This window comes from Parafrankia elaeagni, from assembly GCF_000374165.1.
Taxonomy (GTDB): domain Bacteria; phylum Actinomycetota; class Actinomycetes; order Frankiales; family Frankiaceae; genus Parafrankia; species Parafrankia elaeagni.
Map to the genome: position 1 here is coordinate 144,862 of NZ_KB893712.1, position 17,376 is coordinate 162,237.

General features: G+C 69.0%; 18 protein-coding genes, 1 pseudogene and 1 riboswitch. Of the genes and pseudogenes, 11 read left to right on the forward strand and 8 right to left on the reverse strand.

Going from position 1 to position 17,376, the window contains the following annotated elements:
• Positions 1-109 precede the first annotated feature (109 nt).
• Positions 110-394 carry an EthD family reductase gene (locus tag B207_RS0108175; protein WP_026310820.1) on the forward strand — a complete coding sequence of 95 codons (285 nt, stop codon included), beginning with the start codon at positions 110-112 and terminating at the stop codon, positions 392-394.
• 85 nt (positions 395-479) lie between these two features.
• Here B207_RS0108175 and metH read toward each other — a convergent pair whose 3' ends face one another.
• The 4 genes from metH to B207_RS38075 form a co-directional block, all read right to left on the reverse strand.
• Positions 480-4,241, reverse strand: a complete 3,762-nt coding sequence (metH, locus tag B207_RS0108180; protein WP_018636037.1) for a methionine synthase — start codon at positions 4,239-4,241, stop codon at positions 480-482.
• Between the two features lie 16 nt (positions 4,242-4,257).
• Positions 4,258-4,351: riboswitch (S-adenosyl-L-homocysteine riboswitch) on the reverse strand.
• A 10-nt stretch (positions 4,352-4,361) separates the two neighbouring features.
• A complete protein-coding gene (locus B207_RS0108185; RefSeq protein WP_230204909.1) occupies positions 4,362-5,288 on the reverse strand; it encodes an alpha/beta fold hydrolase in 927 nt (308 codons plus the stop codon).
• Positions 5,289-5,477: 189 nt separating this feature from the next.
• On the reverse strand, positions 5,478-5,927 hold the full coding sequence (locus tag B207_RS0108190; protein WP_018636039.1) for an HNH endonuclease signature motif containing protein: 450 nt from the start codon (positions 5,925-5,927) through the stop codon (positions 5,478-5,480).
• 101 nt (positions 5,928-6,028) lie between these two features.
• A complete protein-coding gene (locus B207_RS38075) occupies positions 6,029-6,256 on the reverse strand; it encodes a helix-turn-helix transcriptional regulator (protein WP_035740268.1) in 228 nt (75 codons plus the stop codon).
• Positions 6,257-6,483: 227 nt separating this feature from the next.
• Between B207_RS38075 and B207_RS37525 the strand changes: the two genes are divergently transcribed.
• Positions 6,484-6,843, forward strand: a complete 360-nt coding sequence (locus tag B207_RS37525; RefSeq protein WP_018636040.1) for a hypothetical protein — start codon at positions 6,484-6,486, stop codon at positions 6,841-6,843.
• A gap of 165 nt (positions 6,844-7,008) precedes the next feature.
• Here B207_RS37525 and B207_RS0108205 read toward each other — a convergent pair whose 3' ends face one another.
• The 3 genes from B207_RS0108205 to B207_RS39585 form a co-directional block, all read right to left on the reverse strand.
• Positions 7,009-7,572, reverse strand: coding sequence for an NUDIX hydrolase (locus tag B207_RS0108205; RefSeq protein ID WP_026310821.1), 564 nt, complete (start codon positions 7,570-7,572; stop codon positions 7,009-7,011).
• 6 nt (positions 7,573-7,578) lie between these two features.
• Positions 7,579-8,763, reverse strand: coding sequence for an adenosylhomocysteinase (locus tag B207_RS0108210; RefSeq protein WP_018636042.1), 1,185 nt, complete (start codon positions 8,761-8,763; stop codon positions 7,579-7,581).
• A 302-nt stretch (positions 8,764-9,065) separates the two neighbouring features.
• The gene (locus B207_RS39585; RefSeq protein ID WP_154675207.1) at positions 9,066-9,368 is read right to left on the reverse strand and encodes a hypothetical protein; all 303 of its coding nucleotides are present in this window, start codon (positions 9,366-9,368) and stop codon (positions 9,066-9,068) included.
• Positions 9,369-9,807: 439 nt separating this feature from the next.
• Here B207_RS39585 and B207_RS42290 point away from each other — a divergent pair.
• The 3 genes and pseudogenes from B207_RS42290 to B207_RS0108225 form a co-directional block, all read left to right on the forward strand.
• Positions 9,808-9,984 (forward strand): annotated as a pseudogene (locus tag B207_RS42290) (helix-turn-helix domain-containing protein); the annotation flags it as partial.
• A 183-nt stretch (positions 9,985-10,167) separates the two neighbouring features.
• A complete protein-coding gene (locus B207_RS41195; RefSeq protein ID WP_230204913.1) occupies positions 10,168-11,139 on the forward strand; it encodes a transcriptional regulator in 972 nt (323 codons plus the stop codon).
• A 15-nt stretch (positions 11,140-11,154) separates the two neighbouring features.
• Positions 11,155-11,478 (forward strand): 4a-hydroxytetrahydrobiopterin dehydratase, encoded by a 324-nt coding sequence (locus B207_RS0108225; RefSeq protein ID WP_018636046.1) that lies wholly within the window; start codon positions 11,155-11,157, stop codon positions 11,476-11,478.
• A gap of 222 nt (positions 11,479-11,700) precedes the next feature.
• Here the strand turns inward: B207_RS0108225 and B207_RS0108230 are convergent, their stop codons facing one another.
• Positions 11,701-12,099, reverse strand: a complete 399-nt coding sequence (locus B207_RS0108230) for a hypothetical protein (protein ID WP_018636047.1) — start codon at positions 12,097-12,099, stop codon at positions 11,701-11,703.
• Between the two features lie 882 nt (positions 12,100-12,981).
• Here B207_RS0108230 and B207_RS36750 point away from each other — a divergent pair.
• The 6 genes from B207_RS36750 to B207_RS0108260 form a co-directional block, all read left to right on the forward strand.
• A complete protein-coding gene (locus tag B207_RS36750; RefSeq protein WP_018636048.1) occupies positions 12,982-13,161 on the forward strand; it encodes a hypothetical protein in 180 nt (59 codons plus the stop codon).
• The gene (locus tag B207_RS0108240) at positions 13,161-13,352 is read left to right on the forward strand and encodes a hypothetical protein (RefSeq protein WP_018636049.1); all 192 of its coding nucleotides are present in this window, start codon (positions 13,161-13,163) and stop codon (positions 13,350-13,352) included. The genes B207_RS36750 and B207_RS0108240 overlap by 1 nt, the downstream gene beginning before the upstream one ends.
• The gene (locus tag B207_RS36755) at positions 13,349-13,756 is read left to right on the forward strand and encodes a hypothetical protein (RefSeq protein ID WP_018636050.1); all 408 of its coding nucleotides are present in this window, start codon (positions 13,349-13,351) and stop codon (positions 13,754-13,756) included. The genes B207_RS0108240 and B207_RS36755 overlap by 4 nt, the downstream gene beginning before the upstream one ends.
• Positions 13,757-13,924: 168 nt before the next feature.
• Complete coding sequence (locus tag B207_RS0108250; RefSeq protein WP_018636051.1) at positions 13,925-14,254, forward strand: hypothetical protein; 330 nt, start codon at positions 13,925-13,927, stop codon at positions 14,252-14,254.
• A gap of 88 nt (positions 14,255-14,342) precedes the next feature.
• On the forward strand, positions 14,343-16,040 hold the full coding sequence (locus B207_RS0108255; RefSeq protein WP_026310824.1) for an FtsK/SpoIIIE domain-containing protein: 1,698 nt from the start codon (positions 14,343-14,345) through the stop codon (positions 16,038-16,040).
• Positions 16,041-16,138: 98 nt separating this feature from the next.
• The coding region (locus B207_RS0108260) for a replication initiator (protein WP_035740306.1) at positions 16,139-17,376 on the forward strand (1,238 nt) is incomplete at its 3' end.

Below are 17,376 nucleotides of genomic sequence, written 5' to 3' on the forward strand. Positions count from 1 at the left end.
GACGCGCACCGAGGCGGTCCGGGACGGATGCGCCGGACCGGTGGCCTGGGAGAAGCTGTACAGATGGTGTCCTGACGGGCGGATACCGGGGACCGAGGAGGCCGATACCGTGATCCGGCTCAGCGTGCTGTACCCGAGGAGCGAGGGCGCGACCTTCGACCACGAGTACTACGTCACCAACCACATCCCGATGGCCTGCCGGATGTGGGGGCTGACCGAGGTCGAGGTCGACCGGGGCATCCGCGGGCCGTACGTGGCGGCGGCGCACTTCCGCTTCGCCTCGATGGAGGACCTGAAGAAGGCGATGAGCTCCGACGCCTCGGAGATCAGTTCCGACCTGGTGAACTACACCACGATCACCCCGGTTATGCAGATCAGCGAGTTCACCGGCTGACCAGCCCCAGCCGCCCCCGCAGCCGCAGCCGGTCACGTCGGCCTGCGGCTGCGGGGGCGGCGGGGGCTGCTGGGACGCCCGGTGACTACGCCGGGTCGTAGGCGAGGTTCGGCCGCAGCCACCTCTCGACCTCGCCGATGCTCATGCCCCGCCGCCGGGCGTAGTCCTCGACCTGGTCGCGGCCGATCCGCCCGACGGTGAAGTACCGCGCGGACGGGTGGGCGAAGATGATCCCGCTCACCGCGGAGGCGGGTGTCATCGCGAACGACTCGGTCAGTGCCATGCCGACCCGGTCGGCCTTGAGGAGGGCGAACAGCGCCTGCTTCTCGCTGTGGTCCGGGCTCGCCGGGTAGCCGAACGCGGGCCGGATCCCGCGGAACCGCTCGGCGTGCAGGTCCGCCAGCTCCGGCTGCGCGTCCGGCTCGAACCAGGCCCGGCGGGCCTCCAGGTGGACGTACTCGGCGAACGCCTCGGCCAGTCGGTCGGCCAGCGCCTTCACCATGATCGCCCGGTAGTCGTCCTGGTGGGCCTCGAAGCCGGCGGCGAGCCGGTCGGCGCCGTGCACGGCCACCGCGAACGCGCCGAGATGGTCACCGGCCGGTGCCACGTAGTCCGCGAGGCTGCGGTTCGGGCGCCCGGTCGGCTTCGCCGTCTGCTGGCGCAGCATCGGCAGCCGCAGCCGGCCGCCCTCGGCCGGGGCGCTGGTCGCGCCCGCCTCGGCGGTCTTCACCCCGGCGGTGTCGATCACGGCGGTGTCGATCACGATGTCCTCGCCGTCGGCGACGGCGGGCCAGAAGCCGTACACACCCTCGGCCCGCAGGCCGCCGTCGGCGATGATCTGGTCCAGCAGGGTGTTCGCGTCGTCGTACAGCTCGCGGGCGACCGGCTGGTCCAGGATCGCCGGGAACTTGCCCTTGAGCTCCCAGGCGAGGAAGAAGAACTGCCAGTCGATCATGGCGCGCAGTTCGGTGAGTGCCGGTGTGACGACCCGCAGCCCGGTGAAGTCGGGGACGGGCAGATCGTCGAACGCGACCTGCTCGCGGTTCGCCCGGGCCCGGTCGAAGGTGAGCAGCGGCTGCTGCTGGCGCCTCTCGTGCTGTTCCCGCAGTTCCTGCTGCTCCTGGCGGGTGCGCGCGGCGAGTTCGATCGCCCGGTCGTCGTCGAGCAGGTCGGAGACCACGCCGACGACCCGGGAGGCGTCCAGCACATGGACGGTCGTGGCGTCGTAGGCGGGAGCGATGCGCACGGCGGTGTGCTGGCGGGAGGTGGTCGCACCACCGATCAGCAGGGGCAGCTTCAGCCCGCGGCGCTGCATCTCGGCGGCCACCGAGACCATCTCGTCGAGGGACGGGGTGATCAGCCCGGAGAGGCCGACCGCGTCCGCGCCCTCGGCCACGGCGGTGTCGAGGATGACCTTGGCGGGGACCATCACCCCCAGGTCGATGACCTCGTAGTTGTTGCAGCCCAGGACCACGCCGACGATGTTCTTGCCGATGTCGTGGACGTCGCCCTTGACGGTCGCCATCACCACCCGGCCGTTGCCGCGGCGGCCCTGGTCGGCGTCGGCGGAGCCGCCGGCGGCGAGCAGCGCCTGCTTCTCCGCCTCCATGTACGGCTCCAGGTAGGCGACGGAGCGCTTCATCACCCGGGCGCTCTTGACCACCTGCGGCAGGAACATCTTGCCCGCGCCGAACAGGTCGCCGACGATCTTCATCCCGTCCATCAACGGGCCCTCGATCACGTCGAGGGGACGGGCGGCCTCGGCGCGCGCCTCCTCCGTGTCGGCCTCGATGAAGTCGACGATGCCGTGGACGAGCGCGTGCGCGAGGCGCTCCCGGACCGGGGCCTCCCGCCAGGACAGGTCCACCACCCGCTTCGTGCCGCTGCCGCTGACCGTCTCGGCGAACGCGACGAGCCGGTCGGTGGCGTCGTCCCGCCGGTCGAAGAGCACGTCCTCGACCAGCTCGAGCAGGTCGGCCGGGATGTCCGCGTACACCGCGAGCTGGCCGGCGTTGACGATGCCCATGTCGAGCCCGGCGCGCACCGCGTACAGCAGGAACGCCGAGTGCATCGCCTCGCGGACGACGTTGTTGCCCCGGAAGGAGAACGACAGGTTCGAGATGCCGCCGGAGAGGCGCACCCCCGGGCAGCGTTCCTTGATCAGCGGCAGCGCGTCGATGAACGCCTTGGCGTAGCCGTTGTGCTCGGCGATGCCGGTGGCCACCGCGAGCACGTTCGGGTCGAACACGATGTCGGTCGCCGGGAAGCCGACCTGCCCGGTGAGCAGGTCGTAGGCCCGCCCGCAGATCGCCACCTTGCGTTCGGTGGTCTCGGCCTGGCCCAGCTCGTCGAAGGCCATCACGACCACGCCGGCGCCGAAGTCGCGGATGCGCCGGGCCTGCTCCAGGAAGGGGCCCTCGCCCTCCTTGAGGCTGATCGAGTTGACGACGCCCTTGCCCTGCACGCAGCGCAGGCCCGCCTCCAGCACGCTCCAGCGCGAGCTGTCGATCATGATGGGCAGGCGGGCGGCCTCCGGCTCGGTCGCCAGCAGGTTCAGGAACGTCGTCATCGCCCGCTCGCTGTCGAGCAGGTCGGCGTCCATGTTGACGTCCAGCAGGTTCGCCCCGCCACGGACCTGCTCGAGGGCGACGTCGATCGCGGCCTGGTAGTCGTCCGCCTCGATCAGCCGGCGGAAGCGGGCCGAGCCGGTCACGTTCGTGCGCTCGCCGATCATGACGAACCCGGTGTCCGGACCGATCTCGAACGGCTCCAGGCCGCTGAACCGGGTCCGGTCCGGCGGCTCGGGGACCGGGCGCGGCGCGGCGCCCTTCACCGCGTCGGCGATCCGCGCGATGTGCGCCGGGGTCGTCCCGCAACAGCCGCCGACCACGTTGACCAGGCCCTCGGCCGCGAAGCCGCCGATCAGCCGGCCGGCCTCCTCCGGGGTCTGGTCGTAGCCGCCGAACGCGTTCGGCAGGCCCGCGTTGGGATGGCAGGCCGTGTACGTGCCGGCAAGCCGGGCCAGGTCCATCACATGCGGGCGCATCTCCTCGGCGCCCAGCGAGCAGTTCACCCCGACGACCAGCGGCTCCGCGTGCGCGATGGAGCTCCAGAAGGCCTCCACCGTCTGCCCCGACAGCGTCCGCCCGCTCATGTCGACGATCGTCACCGAGATCCACAGCGGCAGCTGCGGGGCGACCTCGCGGGCCGCGGCGATCGCGGCCTTCGCGTTCAGCGTGTCGAAGATCGTCTCGATGAGGAGGAGATCGACACCGCCCTCGGCCAGCGCGGCGATCTGCTCGGCGTAGGAGTCCCGGACCTGGTCGAAGGTCACCGCCCGGTAGGCCGGGTCCTCCACCCGCGGAGACAACGAGAGGGTCACGTTCAGCGGCCCGATCGACCCGGCGACGAACCGGGGGGTGCCCGTCCGCTCGGCGGCCTCGTCGGCGGCCTGGCGGGCCAGCCGCGCACCCTGCACGTTCATCTCCCGCACCAGCGACTCCAGGCCGTAGTCGGCCTGGCCGATGCCGGTGGCGGTGAAGGTGTTCGTCGTGGTGATGTCGGCGCCCGCGGCCAGGTACTGCCGGTGCACGTCGAGGATGACGTCCGGCCGGGTCAGGTTCAGCAGGTCGGGGTCGCCGGTGATGTCCTTCGGGTGGTCGGCGAACCGCTCGGTGCGGTAGTCGGCGGGGGTGAGGCCGGCGTTCTGCAGCATCGTGCCCCACGCGCCGTCCAGCACGACCACGCGCTGTGCCAACAGCTCCCGCAGCACCTGCCCGCCGGCCCCGGCCGCCTGGGCATCGGGACTGCTGACAACCGCGCTACCGAGGACCTCGGATCCCGCCATGACACACACCTCCCTGTTGAGGGAGGCGCCCTTACGGAGTGGTACCGGCCGAGCGTGGCGGACCTGAGCCCGTTACAGAACCAGGGTCCGTTGCAGCGCCCCTCGACTTGGTTGCCGACATTACACGGTGCCCCGCGAGGCACCGACGTCCAGCCGGACCCCTGGCCCGACGTCCCGCCGGGGTTCCCGCCCGGGTTCCGGCCCGGCCTGCGCAACGACCTCCGGGCCGCCGGTGAGCAGGTCGCGCAGCATCGCCCGCAGCGAACGCCGGTCGCTCCACATCGGAGCTGTGGCGGGAAAAACATGCGTCCTCGCATGGGGGAGGGCGGCAGCGACCTCGCCCACCACCAGGGTGCGGTGGATGAAGTCGCCGTCCTGCCCGACGACCAGCACCCGCGACTGGACCCGGGCCAGCCGCCCACGGTCGGTGACCGGGGCGTTCCCCGGGCGCTGCGTCGGCGGTGTGCAGGCCGCCAGCATCAGCGCGTAGGCCCGCAGGTACGCGTCCGCGCCGCGGACCGACAGCAGCTCCGGGGACATGCACGCCGCGATCTCGGTGCGCAGCTCGTCCGGGTCGCCACCGTGTCGGGCCAGGTGGATCCGGCGGAACAGTTCCCCGACATCCGGCGGGATCGGCTCGTCCAGCGCCGGCGGCAGCAGCAGCGCCAGTGCCTCGAACCGGCTCGGCTCCCGGTCGACGAGTGCCATCAGCGCACCGGCCCCCATGCTCTGCCCGATGGCGGAGGTCGCCCCGACCGCATCGGCGACCGCGGCCAGCTCCGCGGCGAGCTCGGGGTATGTCCAGCCGTCGGGCCGCGGCGACGAACCGCCGTAGCCGCGGAAGTTCACCACGGCCTTCGTGCCCGGCAGGTTCAGAACAGTGGGCAGCATCACCCGCGCCGACGCGCCCCAGGCGTGCGCGGCGAGGATGACGGGCTCTCCCTCCCCGACCACGAGCACCTCGTTCGACGCACCGGGCCCGCCGACCGTGACCGTCCGAACCTTCTTCGGCACTGCCCGGAGCTGCCCCGTCCCTGTTGCCTGCACCGACACCCCGTCCCTGCGCTGTCGCGGTCCCCCGCGCTGTCGCGAAGACCATCCTGCCCTCCGCTGACGATCCCATCGTGGCTCTCCCGGTGTCGGACAGGGCACCGGGCGTCACACCCGAGCAACGGGGGAGTCGTCAGCTGCCCTGCGTCGTCAGCTGCCCTGCGTCGGGAGCTGCGCGGCCAGGAGCTACTCGTTCCGGACCTTCGGGGGGAGCTGTTCCTCGCCGGTGAGGTAGTCGTACGGGTAGGTCGTGGTGGTTCCCGACGGCCCGGCCCATACGAATGTCCCGGGGGTGGGCTGACGGACCCTCCACAGCCGGCCTGGCCGGTGCCGCATGCGGTGGTGACGCTTGCAGCAGGGGCCCAGGTTGATCGTGAGGGTGGGCCCGCCCTCGGAGTAGGGCACGGTGTGGTCGGTCTCGGTGCGTGTCGCCGGGCGGGTGCAGGTGGGATGGACGCACTGCCGGTTCCGGGCCCGGACGTGGCGTACCTGGCCGGGGCTGGGGAGCCGCCGTTCGGCCACCTCCAGCAGCGCGCCCTGTGCGTCGGTGAGAAGACGGCGCCACGTGGAGCCTGGCCGCATCGCGATCTCTCTCGCGACCGCGGCGGGCAGCGGGCCGTAGTCGTCGATGGCCAAACTACATATGTGATGTGCATCACATATGCTGGTGAAGTCGCGCGTATGCCGCCGGGCCGGTCCACCTGGGCTTGGAGCGGCACGCCGCGCATGCCGGATGATCAATCGGTGGCGCTCGTCGACTTGAGGTCTGTGCGCGTGCCCCGCCCTGGTCGGCCGAGTAGCCACGCCTCGACCGTCGACGTCTTCCATCTGGGTCGGTCGGGCACCGACAGGTCATCCGGCTCGGGGAGCAAACCTTTATTGCGGTAGCTACGTAGCGTGCCTGGCTTGATGCCAGCCCGTTCCGCCATCTCCCGATAGCCGATCAACGGGTCTTCGTCCGACACGCATCTCCTCGTTCACCGGAACTATGGGACGCGGCGTCCTATAGTTGTTGTCATAGGCGGTTCCGGGGCAGAGCTTGCACCTCCAACCCCGGAACCTTGATCACAACCTGCGTGAACAGGGGTGACCCATGTCTAGTATTCCGCCGTCCGGTCCGGGTAGGTGGCGCAACCCGTTCGACGGACACCGGTTCGTTGCCGTGACGTCTCGCGCCCACGGGGTCTATGAGGTGACGGTCGCGGCTGGCGCGCTCCTGCGGGATCTCGTCGACGCCACGGCGACCCTGCCGCGGGCCATCTACACCGACCATCGCCCGGTTGCTCCGGGTCACACGGACGTGTTGTTGACCTTCCGGACGCTGGGTGACCGGCTGCCGGCGTCTGGTGGCGGTGACGGGTGGGTGCCTCCTGACGGCACGTGGGCGATGCCCGCGTGGAATTCCTTTCAGGAAGCTCTTCACGTGCTGCTGACCAGGATTCCGGGCGGTCCAACCGGTGAGCGGCTGTCCTCGGAGATCCTCGGGCTCGACCCTCGGTCCGTCGTGGCACTGGCGGACATGGTCCGCGACCATCGCCCGGTGCGCACGTAGCTTCGACAGGCCAGCTCTACGGCCGGCATCCGATCTTCGGATGTCGGCCGTTGCCATTGATCGGCTGCGTTCAGATTGTACAGAACATTAGCGACGGCGATCACCCTCTACATCAGAGGGTGTCACGGTCGCCGTTTTTGATCTCTGTGGTCCTGAGTGACCAACTCACGGTCGGATGAGAAGCGTAACTCGGGTACGTTCGCCCAGGCGGCCGGGTAGTTCGGTCAACGGGGCCCAGCGGTAGTCAGTGACCTCTTCCAGTTGCAGCGCCACGTTGGCGTTGCCAGCTGGTGGATCGATGGACAGCAGGAAGCGAAGATCGTAGTGGATGTGCTCTGGCTCCCGCTTCGCGGGATTCAGCGGGATCACGTGTGCGTCCACGTCCACGGGCCGTTCGAGGACAGGGCTGACCCAGGTCCGGGGAATCCCTGTCTCTTCGACCAGCTCCCGTAGGGCCGCGTCCAGAAGCGAGGCGTCATCCGGCTCGATGTGCCCGCCGGGCAGGAGCCATCGGTTCAGGCTGCGGTGGTGGATCTGGAGGACCCGGCGATCACGTGTGACTGCGACCACTCCGCAGGTCACGTGGCCGGGTGCGGTCGTCCTGGAAGCTAGGGGTGCATCGCTTCCGCGGGCCGTTTCCAGTAGAGGGGCCAGGGACTCCGTGTCCTCCGGGTGCGCATCGAGATGCGCACTGATCGTCTTGGCGATGTTGTCATTCGTAACGGGCACGGGCGTTCACTCCTCGTTGAAGCATCGCAGCCAGGACCGGGCGATGATTTCACGCTCCCGGTTGCCGACCTCGTGTAGGCCCGGCTCCATGACCTGTCCCGACGACAGCAGCGCGAGGGCCGCGAGGATCTCGCCCTGGACGAGGAAGATGAACGGGCCGACCGCGGCACCGTGGACGAAGTTGACTGCATTTCCATCATTGAGTAGATAGAAATGATGGTTCCACGAGGTCATGCGGCTGAGGTGCGGGCCGAGCCGCTCGATGCGGTAGGTTCCTCGGAGCGAGGCGAGGTTAAGTTCGTCGTCTGACGACGTCACAGACGCCACGTAGGAGCCGGGCCGTAGGTAGGTGAAGTCTTCACCCTCCAGCGCTCGGTTGCCGGTGGCGCATACGACGACATCGGCGCGGCCTAGCGCCTCGGCTTTTGACCATTTCACCGCGAAGCCGTGCGACATGGCTTCGACGGCACGCACCGGGTCCGTCTCGTACACGGTCGTGCGGACCGATTTGGCGCGGAGGGTGTTCGCCACGCTGCGGCCAATCTTGCCGTAGCCGATGACGCAGGTCTCGCGGCCGTGCAGGATGTCCCCGTGTTCTCGGAGGAGCGATTCGGTAGAGAACACGATGGACTGACCCACCAGATAGTCTTCCGGCTGTTTCAATGGACTGCGGGCTACCGAGAAAACCGGGCAGGGTAATTTTCCGCACGAAAGGTACTTGCGGTACCCGTTCTCCGTGTCCTCGACGACTCCCACGATTCGCCCGCTGAACTGTCGGCACAGGGAGGTCAGCGCGGGCGCGAAGTAGCCGCCGATATCCAGCAAGGCGAGGTCTCGACCCGCGGCCCGCTCCTCGATGTACGCAAGAACTTTCGCCGGATGGACGAAGCGGTCACGCTCCAGGTCATCGCAGTGGTACCGGCTGCTGACGGCAGCCCGTGTCCCAGGGTCACAGGACTTCGGCTTGGGGAGAATCGATATCAGGTCGTTCCCGTGCGCCACTGCGTCCAGGAAGAAGGGTCGGTCGGGCAGCATATGAGTGACGACGATGGTCGCCACCTCACGCGTTGACGGGAATGAGTTGTTGATCGTCAGGAAGTACTGCTCAATTCGTCTTTTTGTCGAAGGTTCGGCGACGATCGTCGCGTGCGTGGGGCGGTCGAGGGTCAGCCTGCCGTCCATCTCGTCCACGTTCGGTCGACTCCTAGATCCAGGACGGAATTATGCAGGGGGGTTGCTGTGGACCTGATTCTCGTCGGGGTTGCCAGGGGATGCATCGGTCTCCCCGTTCATCGGCTCGCAGCCACCGACCTTCGTGAAAATCGTCCACGCGATGAGTTCGCACGTCTCCCGTGTGATTCGCCGCGTGATCCGCTGCGTCCGATCCTCCACCTCCAATGGTAGGATAACGTCAGGGTTCTGTAGTTTCTCGTGTGCCCAGACGTGGGCCTCATCCCAGGTGGCGAAGATGGCGACCTGTACGCCGTATCCGTTCAGGACAGCGTAGGGTCGGATGTGCCGGGCAAGTACCTCCCCGAATTCCGCTCCTCTCTGCCCGTGATCTTTTCGATCTGATCCTTGATCCACCGGACCTCCTCCGTAGCGTTCTCCACTCGTTCCAGTAGTGCCGCGTACTCAAGGGGCTCGGCGGGGAAATAGCCCTTGTAGCCCGTGAGCTTGCTTTCCAGCTCCTCCATTGCGGTGACGGCAACGTCGCTCTGCAATCGCAGCAACCTCAAAGGAAGATCGCCGGGCAGCCTCGGGGCGCCCGACCAGCTTCCGCTCATCCGTTCCACTGCCCGATTTCTCCCTCGTTCGATGTCCGGCCCGGAGCGGCGCCCGAGGCCGAGGAGCCCACCACTGTCATCTGAAGAACGGTTTCCTCGACCCGGCCTCGGGGCCTGGAGGTAAGTTTGAGATCAACGATTCGTGATCACTAGACGTGGCACGCATAGGCGCCATGCGTCGTAGGTATGAGTGATCCGCGGCGCTGGATAGACTGCGCAAGCACCGTCCGGGCATGGGAGGTCACGAAGGGGCGCCCCTGCGATGAGCAACCAGGTAGACGATTCTCGCTACTGCCGTTGCGGCACACGCCTTGCCCGCGACAACGACCGGGGATCGTGCGGGCCCTGCCAGCGCCGGGCGCGAGAACAGGGCACGGCTGCGCCAGAGGTACCGGCCGGATTCTGGACCGCCTCCGATCAGCTTCAGGACGCCCTCGATGAGTGGCACATGGGCCGGGTGATCGCGGCCTACCGCAACCACCCTCATCACACCGTCGCCCTGTCACAAGAGACGGTGGCCGGGTGGATGGGCATCACCCAGACCCAGTTGAGCCGCATCGAATCGGGTGAGCCGGCGACTGACCTTACGAAACTCATCCGGTGGGCTGAGCTCCTGCACATCCCGGAAGATCTGCTGTGGTTCAAGCTCCCACGACAGCGCCCCAACGAGGCAACCTCTGCCCCTGCCCCGGTTGTCTCTCCCACCGCACCGGCGGTTCCCGACATCCTCGGGGTACCGCCGGGAGACAGCGCGGCTCCGCCGGCGGACCCATACCGGGTGATCGCAAACGTAGGGGAGGTGGTCATCGTGGCCATCGATCGGCGCACGTTCCTCGCGGGAAGCGGTGCCGGGTTCCTAGTCGGTGGCACGGTTATGCCTCTTGCGTCGTATCAGCAGGTCGCACCTGAGGCCATCGAGTATCTGGTGGCCCAGCTTGACGGCTACTACCGGGCCGACGCCGCGTTGGGGCCACACGCCGTGATTCCGTCGGTGCTGGTGCAGCAGGAACTCATCCGGCAGTTCCTGCGCGTCGCCCGGGGGCCCGAACGGCACGCCCTGTTGCGCACAAGCGTCGCCTACGCGGGCCTGACGACCTGGCTTTACCAGGACGCGGGAGACCTCGTGACCGCGTCGCACTGGGCGAACCAGGCACTCGAACTCGCCCACCGGGTGGGAGATACCCAGCTCGTCCGGCACGCCCTGACAAACAAGGCCATGATCTGCACCGACCAGCAGGACGGACCTGGCACTCTCGACTTGACCAGCGCGGCCCTGACGGACGAGAACGGGCTGTGCGCGAAGGTCCGGGTACAGGCGATGCAGCAGACCGCCCACGGTTACGGCCTCATCGGCGACCGACGCGGTGCCGAGTACGCCTTGGACAAGGCTGCCGCGCTGCTGGCCCGCGTCGACGATGACTACCCCTGGTTCAACGCCTGCCGGCGCACCCCCGGCTACATCGAAGTGCAGCGGGCTACCTGCTACAACCGGCTTGGCCTCGGCCGCGAGGCCCTGCCGCTGTGGGAGCAGGTCATCTCGGCCCTGCCCTCCACAGCCCGCCGAGACAAGGGCGTGTACCGGGCGCGGCAGGCCACCGCGCACGCCCAAGCCGGAAACCCTGAGGCCGCCGCGGACGCCGTGACGCACGCCGTCACCGTTGCCCAGGAGACCAGTTCGGCGCGGCTACGGCAGGAACTCCACGGAGTTTGGCAGCACCTCACGCCGTGGCATGACCATGAGATTGGACGACAGGTCAAAGCTCTGCTGGTCACGCTGTAGGAAGGGACAACGAGCATGGGACTACGCGACCCGCTGTCGGCCGAGGAGGTCACCCGACGTCTGGCCACGCTGGACGGATGGGTGAAGGCCACCGACCGCGAGGAGATCCACAAGACCTTCCCCGTGGAGTATTACGCCGCGATCGAGGCACTCGGCGCCGTGGCCGAGTCCGCGAAGGAACTGGAGCACCACCCGGACGTCGAACTGCACTGGGGAGAACTGACGTTCAGCCTCACCACCTACAGCGCCGGGCAGCAGATCACCGAACTCGACTTCCGGCTGATCGACCGTATCGAAGATGTGCTGGCCCGCTACGTCCAGGAAGAAACGGCGGGATAGCCGAAGAGCACCCAGAGGGGGACATCTGAAATCCGCGGTCTCTACTCGATCCGCTCCCTCGACTGACGACCCCGCGACCTTCCCCGTGCTCCCCCGGCGGATGTGGTCCGGGGTCGTCTTCGGTGTGGGGACGTGGGACAGCCCCGGGGCTCGTCCGCTGGTGTGGCGGGTGCCCCGGGGCTGTGGGGTGTGCTGGTGGTGCGCGGGGTGGTGGTGTGTGGGTCATGCGGCTTTGCGTCGCTGTTGCCAGATCTCCCAAGCGATGTCGTGGAGGTAGGTGCCTTCGCGTCGGGGTCGGCGGAAGGCTCCTGGGGTGATCCCGATGCGTTTGGCGGCGCGTTTGCGTCGGTCTTCGATGCCGTTGTGCCAGGTTCCGGGTTCCAACCCGAGCATGATCCGCATCGCCGCGCTGACGTCGGTTCCGAGAGGCTCGATCGCGTCACGGATGATCTGCTCGGCGGCGATGGCCCGTTCGTCGGGGCTGCCGGTGTGGCTGGGGGTGAGCAGGTCGACCAGGTGTGGCGCGTGGGTGGCAAGGCGCGTGGCGCGGACGCCGTGGCGCATTGCCTTCCGGAGGTGCTGGGTGAGCGTCGGGACGTCGATCGGGTGTTCGGTCGTCATGTGCGGTCTGGCTGGGGCCGTTGATCGGCCCCCGCTTTCCCCCGCCGTTCCCTCCTCTCGTGTGTGTCGCCCGGAACGCGGGGGTTCGGGGCAACGCTGAGCATTCTGACACGTTGACCCACGTGTTGCGGTGTTTGCATCCACTAGCCTCCAGCAACGCACCCTGTGATCACCTGGCGTCTCTCCGAATCCGGTCTGTCTGATCCGGTGCGGTGCGCGTCCTGGCGGGGGTGCCCGGGTTCCGTCTTCCGGCGCGCGGGGCGCTGGGGCCTGTGAGTGCCGGGGTGTCTGCATGCAGCAAGGATGCCCACCATCGGGGGCTATCGCAGGTCGCTGGACGCTACGGCCGTTGTTCGGATCCGTGACGTTGTGTCCGCCAGTGTCCGCCAGTGTCCGCCAGTGTCCGCCAGTGCCCGCCAGTGTCCGCCAGTGCCCGCCGGTGTCGGAATGTGCCGCTCCGTCCGGCCCAAACTTTCTCGGTGTGACTGGCACTTAAGTGGGGGTGGGCCCGCGCTGAGACTCCCACGGCCCGGCCTACGGCACCCAGCGACCACCCCCGACGCTTTGTGGTACAGCTCACAAAGAGGCGAATCGGGGCTGTAGGTCCCCGATGGGGTGTGCTGCGGGGGTGCTGGCTGGCGGTGCGCGCGTCGGGGTGGTTGACCTGGGCGTATGCCGGTCGTGTGCCAGTGGGGTGCCGGCCGCGGTGGCGGGCTGATACCGGTTGAGCGCCTTTCCTGTGCCGCTTTGATGCTGGTTAGCGGCCGGTTATGGGTGCAGCGCGCTGCCAGCGTTTCGAGGAATTCTGCGTGCACGGCGGGAAACGCCCCGCCAGATGCCCCGCATGGGGCGTCACGTTCTTTCCTCGGAAGGTGGTTCCTGGTGGCTCGGTATGTGTATCGGCGGTCGTTGTGGTGGACGTTCGCGAAGATCTGCGCGGCGATGTGCGCGTTGTATCTGGTGCTCGCGGCGGTGGAGTGGGTGTTCGAGACGGCGCCGTATCTGGTCCTCGGGTCGTTGACGGTGGCGGCGGGCGCGGTGGCTGCGCGGGTGATCCGCTGATGGGGGAGGACATCGCCCGGCGACAGCGCATTCTGTTCTGGGCCGCGTTGCTGGCTCTGAATGTGGGTGTTGCGGTCGCGTCGTTCTCGGTGATGGCGCTGGTCGGGGTTCTCGCTCGGCCGGATCCGGCTCCGTTGGCACCGGTGTCGGTGACGGCGGACCGCGTGGACCGGGTGGAGGTGTCGCGGTGACCCTCCCCGAGCTGGCGGATGTGTGGGTGGAGCTGGACGGCACGGTCCGGCACGGCGCGCGGGCGCAGGCGCTCGTGGAACACGCCCCGGACCTGGTTCGACTCTTGGCCCCGGACGACGCAACCCCCCTGGTCATCAGGGCTATCACGGCGGAAGGACTGCTCCGGCTGGCGGTGGCCGGTCTGGGCGGGGTTCAGGGTGTGGCGGTGGCTGCGCTGTTCGGGCTGGCGGACGGGATGGGCGGGCAACCCCTCGGGGTCCGGCGTGAGCACGCGGCGGCGGTGTTGGGGCTCACCGGGTGGGCGTTGCAGAAACCCGCCCGTCGTGACGGCCTGGTCCTCGGGCTCGCGGTGGAGGTCTGCCGGGTACTCCACGCGGTCCGAAACGACCAGCACCGGCCGTAGAACGGCGATCCGCTGGCGGCGGTCCGATTCCCTTCCTTCTCCGGTCCGTGTTCTGTCCTGCAACTTTCCGCAAACTCGGCTGCCCTTTTCCTCTTCGACCGGTGGATCGTTGAAGGACGATGAAAGCCGGTCGGCACCCCCCACTCGACAACCCTTGGAGGTTTTCTGATGCGTGTGATTCCGATCGACGTGGCGGCGTTCACGGTGACGTTGGCGATGGGTCCGGCGGCGCCGGTGATGGAGATGGACAAGAAGAGCCAGCGCGCTAACACGGACGGCGAGGCTTTGTATCAGGTGCCGGTGGCGTTCGGAATGTCGGACGGCACGGCGAGTGTGGTCAACGTTCGTGTGGCGGGTGCGGCTCCGACGGTGCAGGTCGGCGCTCCCGTGGTGATCACGGGTCTGGTCGGGCGGGTGTGGGAGATGGGCGGCCGTCACGGCATCTCCTACTCCGCGGCGTCGGTCCGGCCGGCGGTCGGGTCGCCCTCGAAGGGCTGAGTAGACGGGGCGGCGGTCTGGTGATGTGCCGGGCCGCCGTGCCCTTTCCCGGTTCTGGCTGATCTTCATGTGAAGGGTGGTGGGTGTGGTGCCGGTGTTGCAGGTGCGGGCGGGCAGGCTGCGGCCGGACAACTTCCGGCTACGGCTGCGTCCCTCGGTCTGGGAACTGGCGTTCAAGTACGGGGCCCGGACGCTGTGGGGGTGGCGCCGTGAGCTGGGGGTGCTGGGCGGGCTGGTGTGGCTGCGCGGGCAGCTGGCCGGACTGTTCGGCGCGGACGGCGGCATGGTCGTGCTCGGCGTGCTCGCCGTGCTGGTCCTGGTCGTCGCGCCGTGGCGACGCGCGGTGCTCGGCTGGCTGGGGGTCGGGCGGCTGCGGCGGCGCTGGTCGGCGGCGTGTCGGGCGTCCGGGTTGGAAGTAGCGGGGCGTTCTCCGGGGATCCGGCGGGTGCGACGTACCGCGGCGGGGCGGACCTTCCGCGTTCGTCTGCGTCCCGGTCAGGACGTGAACGATCTGCAACGGGTCGCGTTGAAGCTCGCGGCGGCGCTCGGGGGCCGTGATCTGCGGATCGCTGCGGACCTGGCGCATGCCGGGCGGGCGGATGTGGTGTTGGTCAACCGGGAGGCGCTCGGGGCCACGGTCGGCGCGGTGGACCTCGACGGCGGCGGCGATGACCTGTCGGATCTGGATGCGGTGCCGGTCGGGCGGCGTGAGGACGGCGGCCCGTGGCTGCTACGGCTCCGTGGCTCGCATGTCCTTGTCGCTGGCGCATCCGGTGCGGGTAAGGCGTCGGTGTTGTGGTCGATCGTCCGCGCGTTGGCGGTGGCGATCCGCTCGGGGCTGGTGCAGGTGTGGGCGGCCGATCCCAAGGGCGGGATGGAGCTGGGGTTCGGTGAACCGCTGTTCCGTCACTTCGCTACGGATATCGAGGGCATCGCGGATCTACTCGAAGACGCGGTGGGCACGATGCAGCGGCGGACGGGCTGGCTCCGTGGCCGGACCCGGCTGCACACCCCGACCCGGAAACACCCCCTGATCGTGATCATGGTGGATGAGATCGCCGCGCTGACCGCCTATGCGGCGGACCGGGAGACCAAACAGCGGATCTCCGGGGCGCTGTCGCTGCTGCTATCCCAGGGCCGTGCGGCCGGGGTCGTCGTGATCGGCGCGGTGCAGGACCCGCGTAAGGATGTGGTGCCGTTCCGGGACCTGTTCCAAATCCGGGTTGCGCTACGGATGAAGGCCGCGGAAGCCAACCTGGTGCTGGGCGAGGACGCCTACCTGCGCGGCGCGTGGACCGACCGGATCCCGATGTCGCTGCCGGGTGTCGGCTACGTGTTGGAAGACGGCGATCCCACCCCTGTGCGGGTGCGCGCCGCGTGGGTGGACGACCAGGACATCCACACCATGGCGGCGCAGTACGGGCAGGCACCGCAGTGGGCGGCCCCGGCCTGGGCGGCGCTGCCGCACAGCGCTCCGGCACCGAAGCTGCCCCGCCTCGTCCCGCCCACGGCGGCACTGCCCCCACCGGTACGGCCTGCCGCCCCACCTCCACCCGTGCCACCCCCGGCGCCATCCTCGGCGGGGGCTGCGGCGGCTGGCGGCTGGGTGCCTGACCTGAGCGCGTACGGCGTGGATGACGACCCGACGATTCCGCTTCGCCTGCCGCTTCCCCCACCCCCGGCGTTGCCTCCGGTGCCTCCACCGACAGCGGATGACGGAAGTCCCGCGTCTGAGGCGCTGTGGGAACGGTTCGCGCGCCGTCAGCGCCCCCCTGAGCAGAGCTAGCCCGAAAGCCCCTCCTCTCCTTCTCGTCGCAGGGGCGTGACCGGCCTGGCGTTCGTGCCGGGCCGGTTCCCGCCGTGCCCGAAAACAGGGACACGATCATGAGTGAGGCTTCCCCCGACGATCGGTCGATCGCGGGTGGCTGTTCCCGTCCGATCCGCCTGGCGGGACATGTTGACCATGTTGATACGGCTACGGGTGAGATCCGCCGGGCGTTCACCAGCTCGGATCAACCGGGCGGGGTGCTGCATGTGCGGTGCAACAACCGGCGGGAGAGCGCGTGTCCGGCCTGCTCGGCGGTGTACAAGCGGGACGCGCGGCGGCTGGTCCTGGCCGGGCTGGCGGGTGGCAAGGGTGTGCCGGAGACGGTCACCGGGCATCCGGCGTGGTTCGTCACGCTGACCGCGCCGTCGTTCGGCCCGGTGCATTCCCGCCGTCAACAGGGCGGGAAAACCGGTCCGGTGCGGGCGTGTCACCCCCGGCGGGGGCTGTGTCCGCATGGCCGTGCGGCGGGCTGTCATGAGCGGCACCGTGAGGATGATTCCCGGCTCGGTTCCCCGATCTGCCCGGACTGCTACGCCTATGGCCGGTCGGTGACCTGGAACGCGCTCGTCCCCCGGCTGTGGAAGGCCACCCGCGACGCGACGGAATCCGCGGTGGCGGCGGCGGCCGGGTTGACCGTGGCGGGGCTTCGCCGTTCGGCGCGGTTGAGCTTCGTGAAGGTCGCGGAGATGCAGGCACGGGGCGTGGTGCACCTGCATGTGGTGGTCCGGGTCGACGGGCCGGACGGGCCTGGTTCTGCTCCCCCGGGGTGGGCGGATGGAGAGCTGGTCGCGGACGCTCTGCGGGATGTTGTCGGGTCGGTTGCGGTCCCTGCTCCCGATCCGGACGCGCTCACCCACGGCACGGGCACGGGCACGGGTGCCGATGACGGGTGGGCGGTGCGCTGGGGTGTCCAGGTCGACATCCGGCGCATCGCGCTCGACGGTCCCACCGACGTCGGGCGAGTCAGCAACTATCTCGCGAAGTACATCACCAAGTCGGCAGCGGCCGGTGGGGCGTTGGATCATCCGGTGCGGTCGTTGGCCGCACTCGGCCGGCTGGTCCTGGCGCCCCACGTGCGGCGGCTGGTGGAGACCTGCTGGCGACTCGGCCACGACCCGGCATTCACGGCGGCGTTGGATGCGGCACTCGGCCGGGACTCCGGTGATGTCCCGCGGCTGCTGCGCTGGGCCCACCAAATGGGGTTCGGTGGCCACTGGCTCACGAAATCGCGGGCCTACTCGACGACGTTCACCGCGTTGCGGACGGTGCGGCGGGTGTGGTCCCGCACGATCGG

Coding starts and splice junctions, on each gene's coding strand:
- metH (WP_018636037.1), bottom strand. CDS start 4,241: ATGGCGGGATCCGAGGTCCTCGGTAGCGCGGTTGTCAGCAGTCCCGAT.
- B207_RS0108250 (WP_018636051.1), top strand. CDS start 13,925: ATGCGTGTGATTCCGATCGACGTGGCGGCGTTCACGGTGACGTTGGCG.
- B207_RS0108240 (WP_018636049.1), top strand. CDS start 13,161: ATGGGGGAGGACATCGCCCGGCGACAGCGCATTCTGTTCTGGGCCGCG.
- B207_RS0108230 (WP_018636047.1), bottom strand. CDS start 12,099: ATGACGACCGAACACCCGATCGACGTCCCGACGCTCACCCAGCACCTC.
- B207_RS0108225 (WP_018636046.1), top strand. CDS start 11,155: ATGGGACTACGCGACCCGCTGTCGGCCGAGGAGGTCACCCGACGTCTG.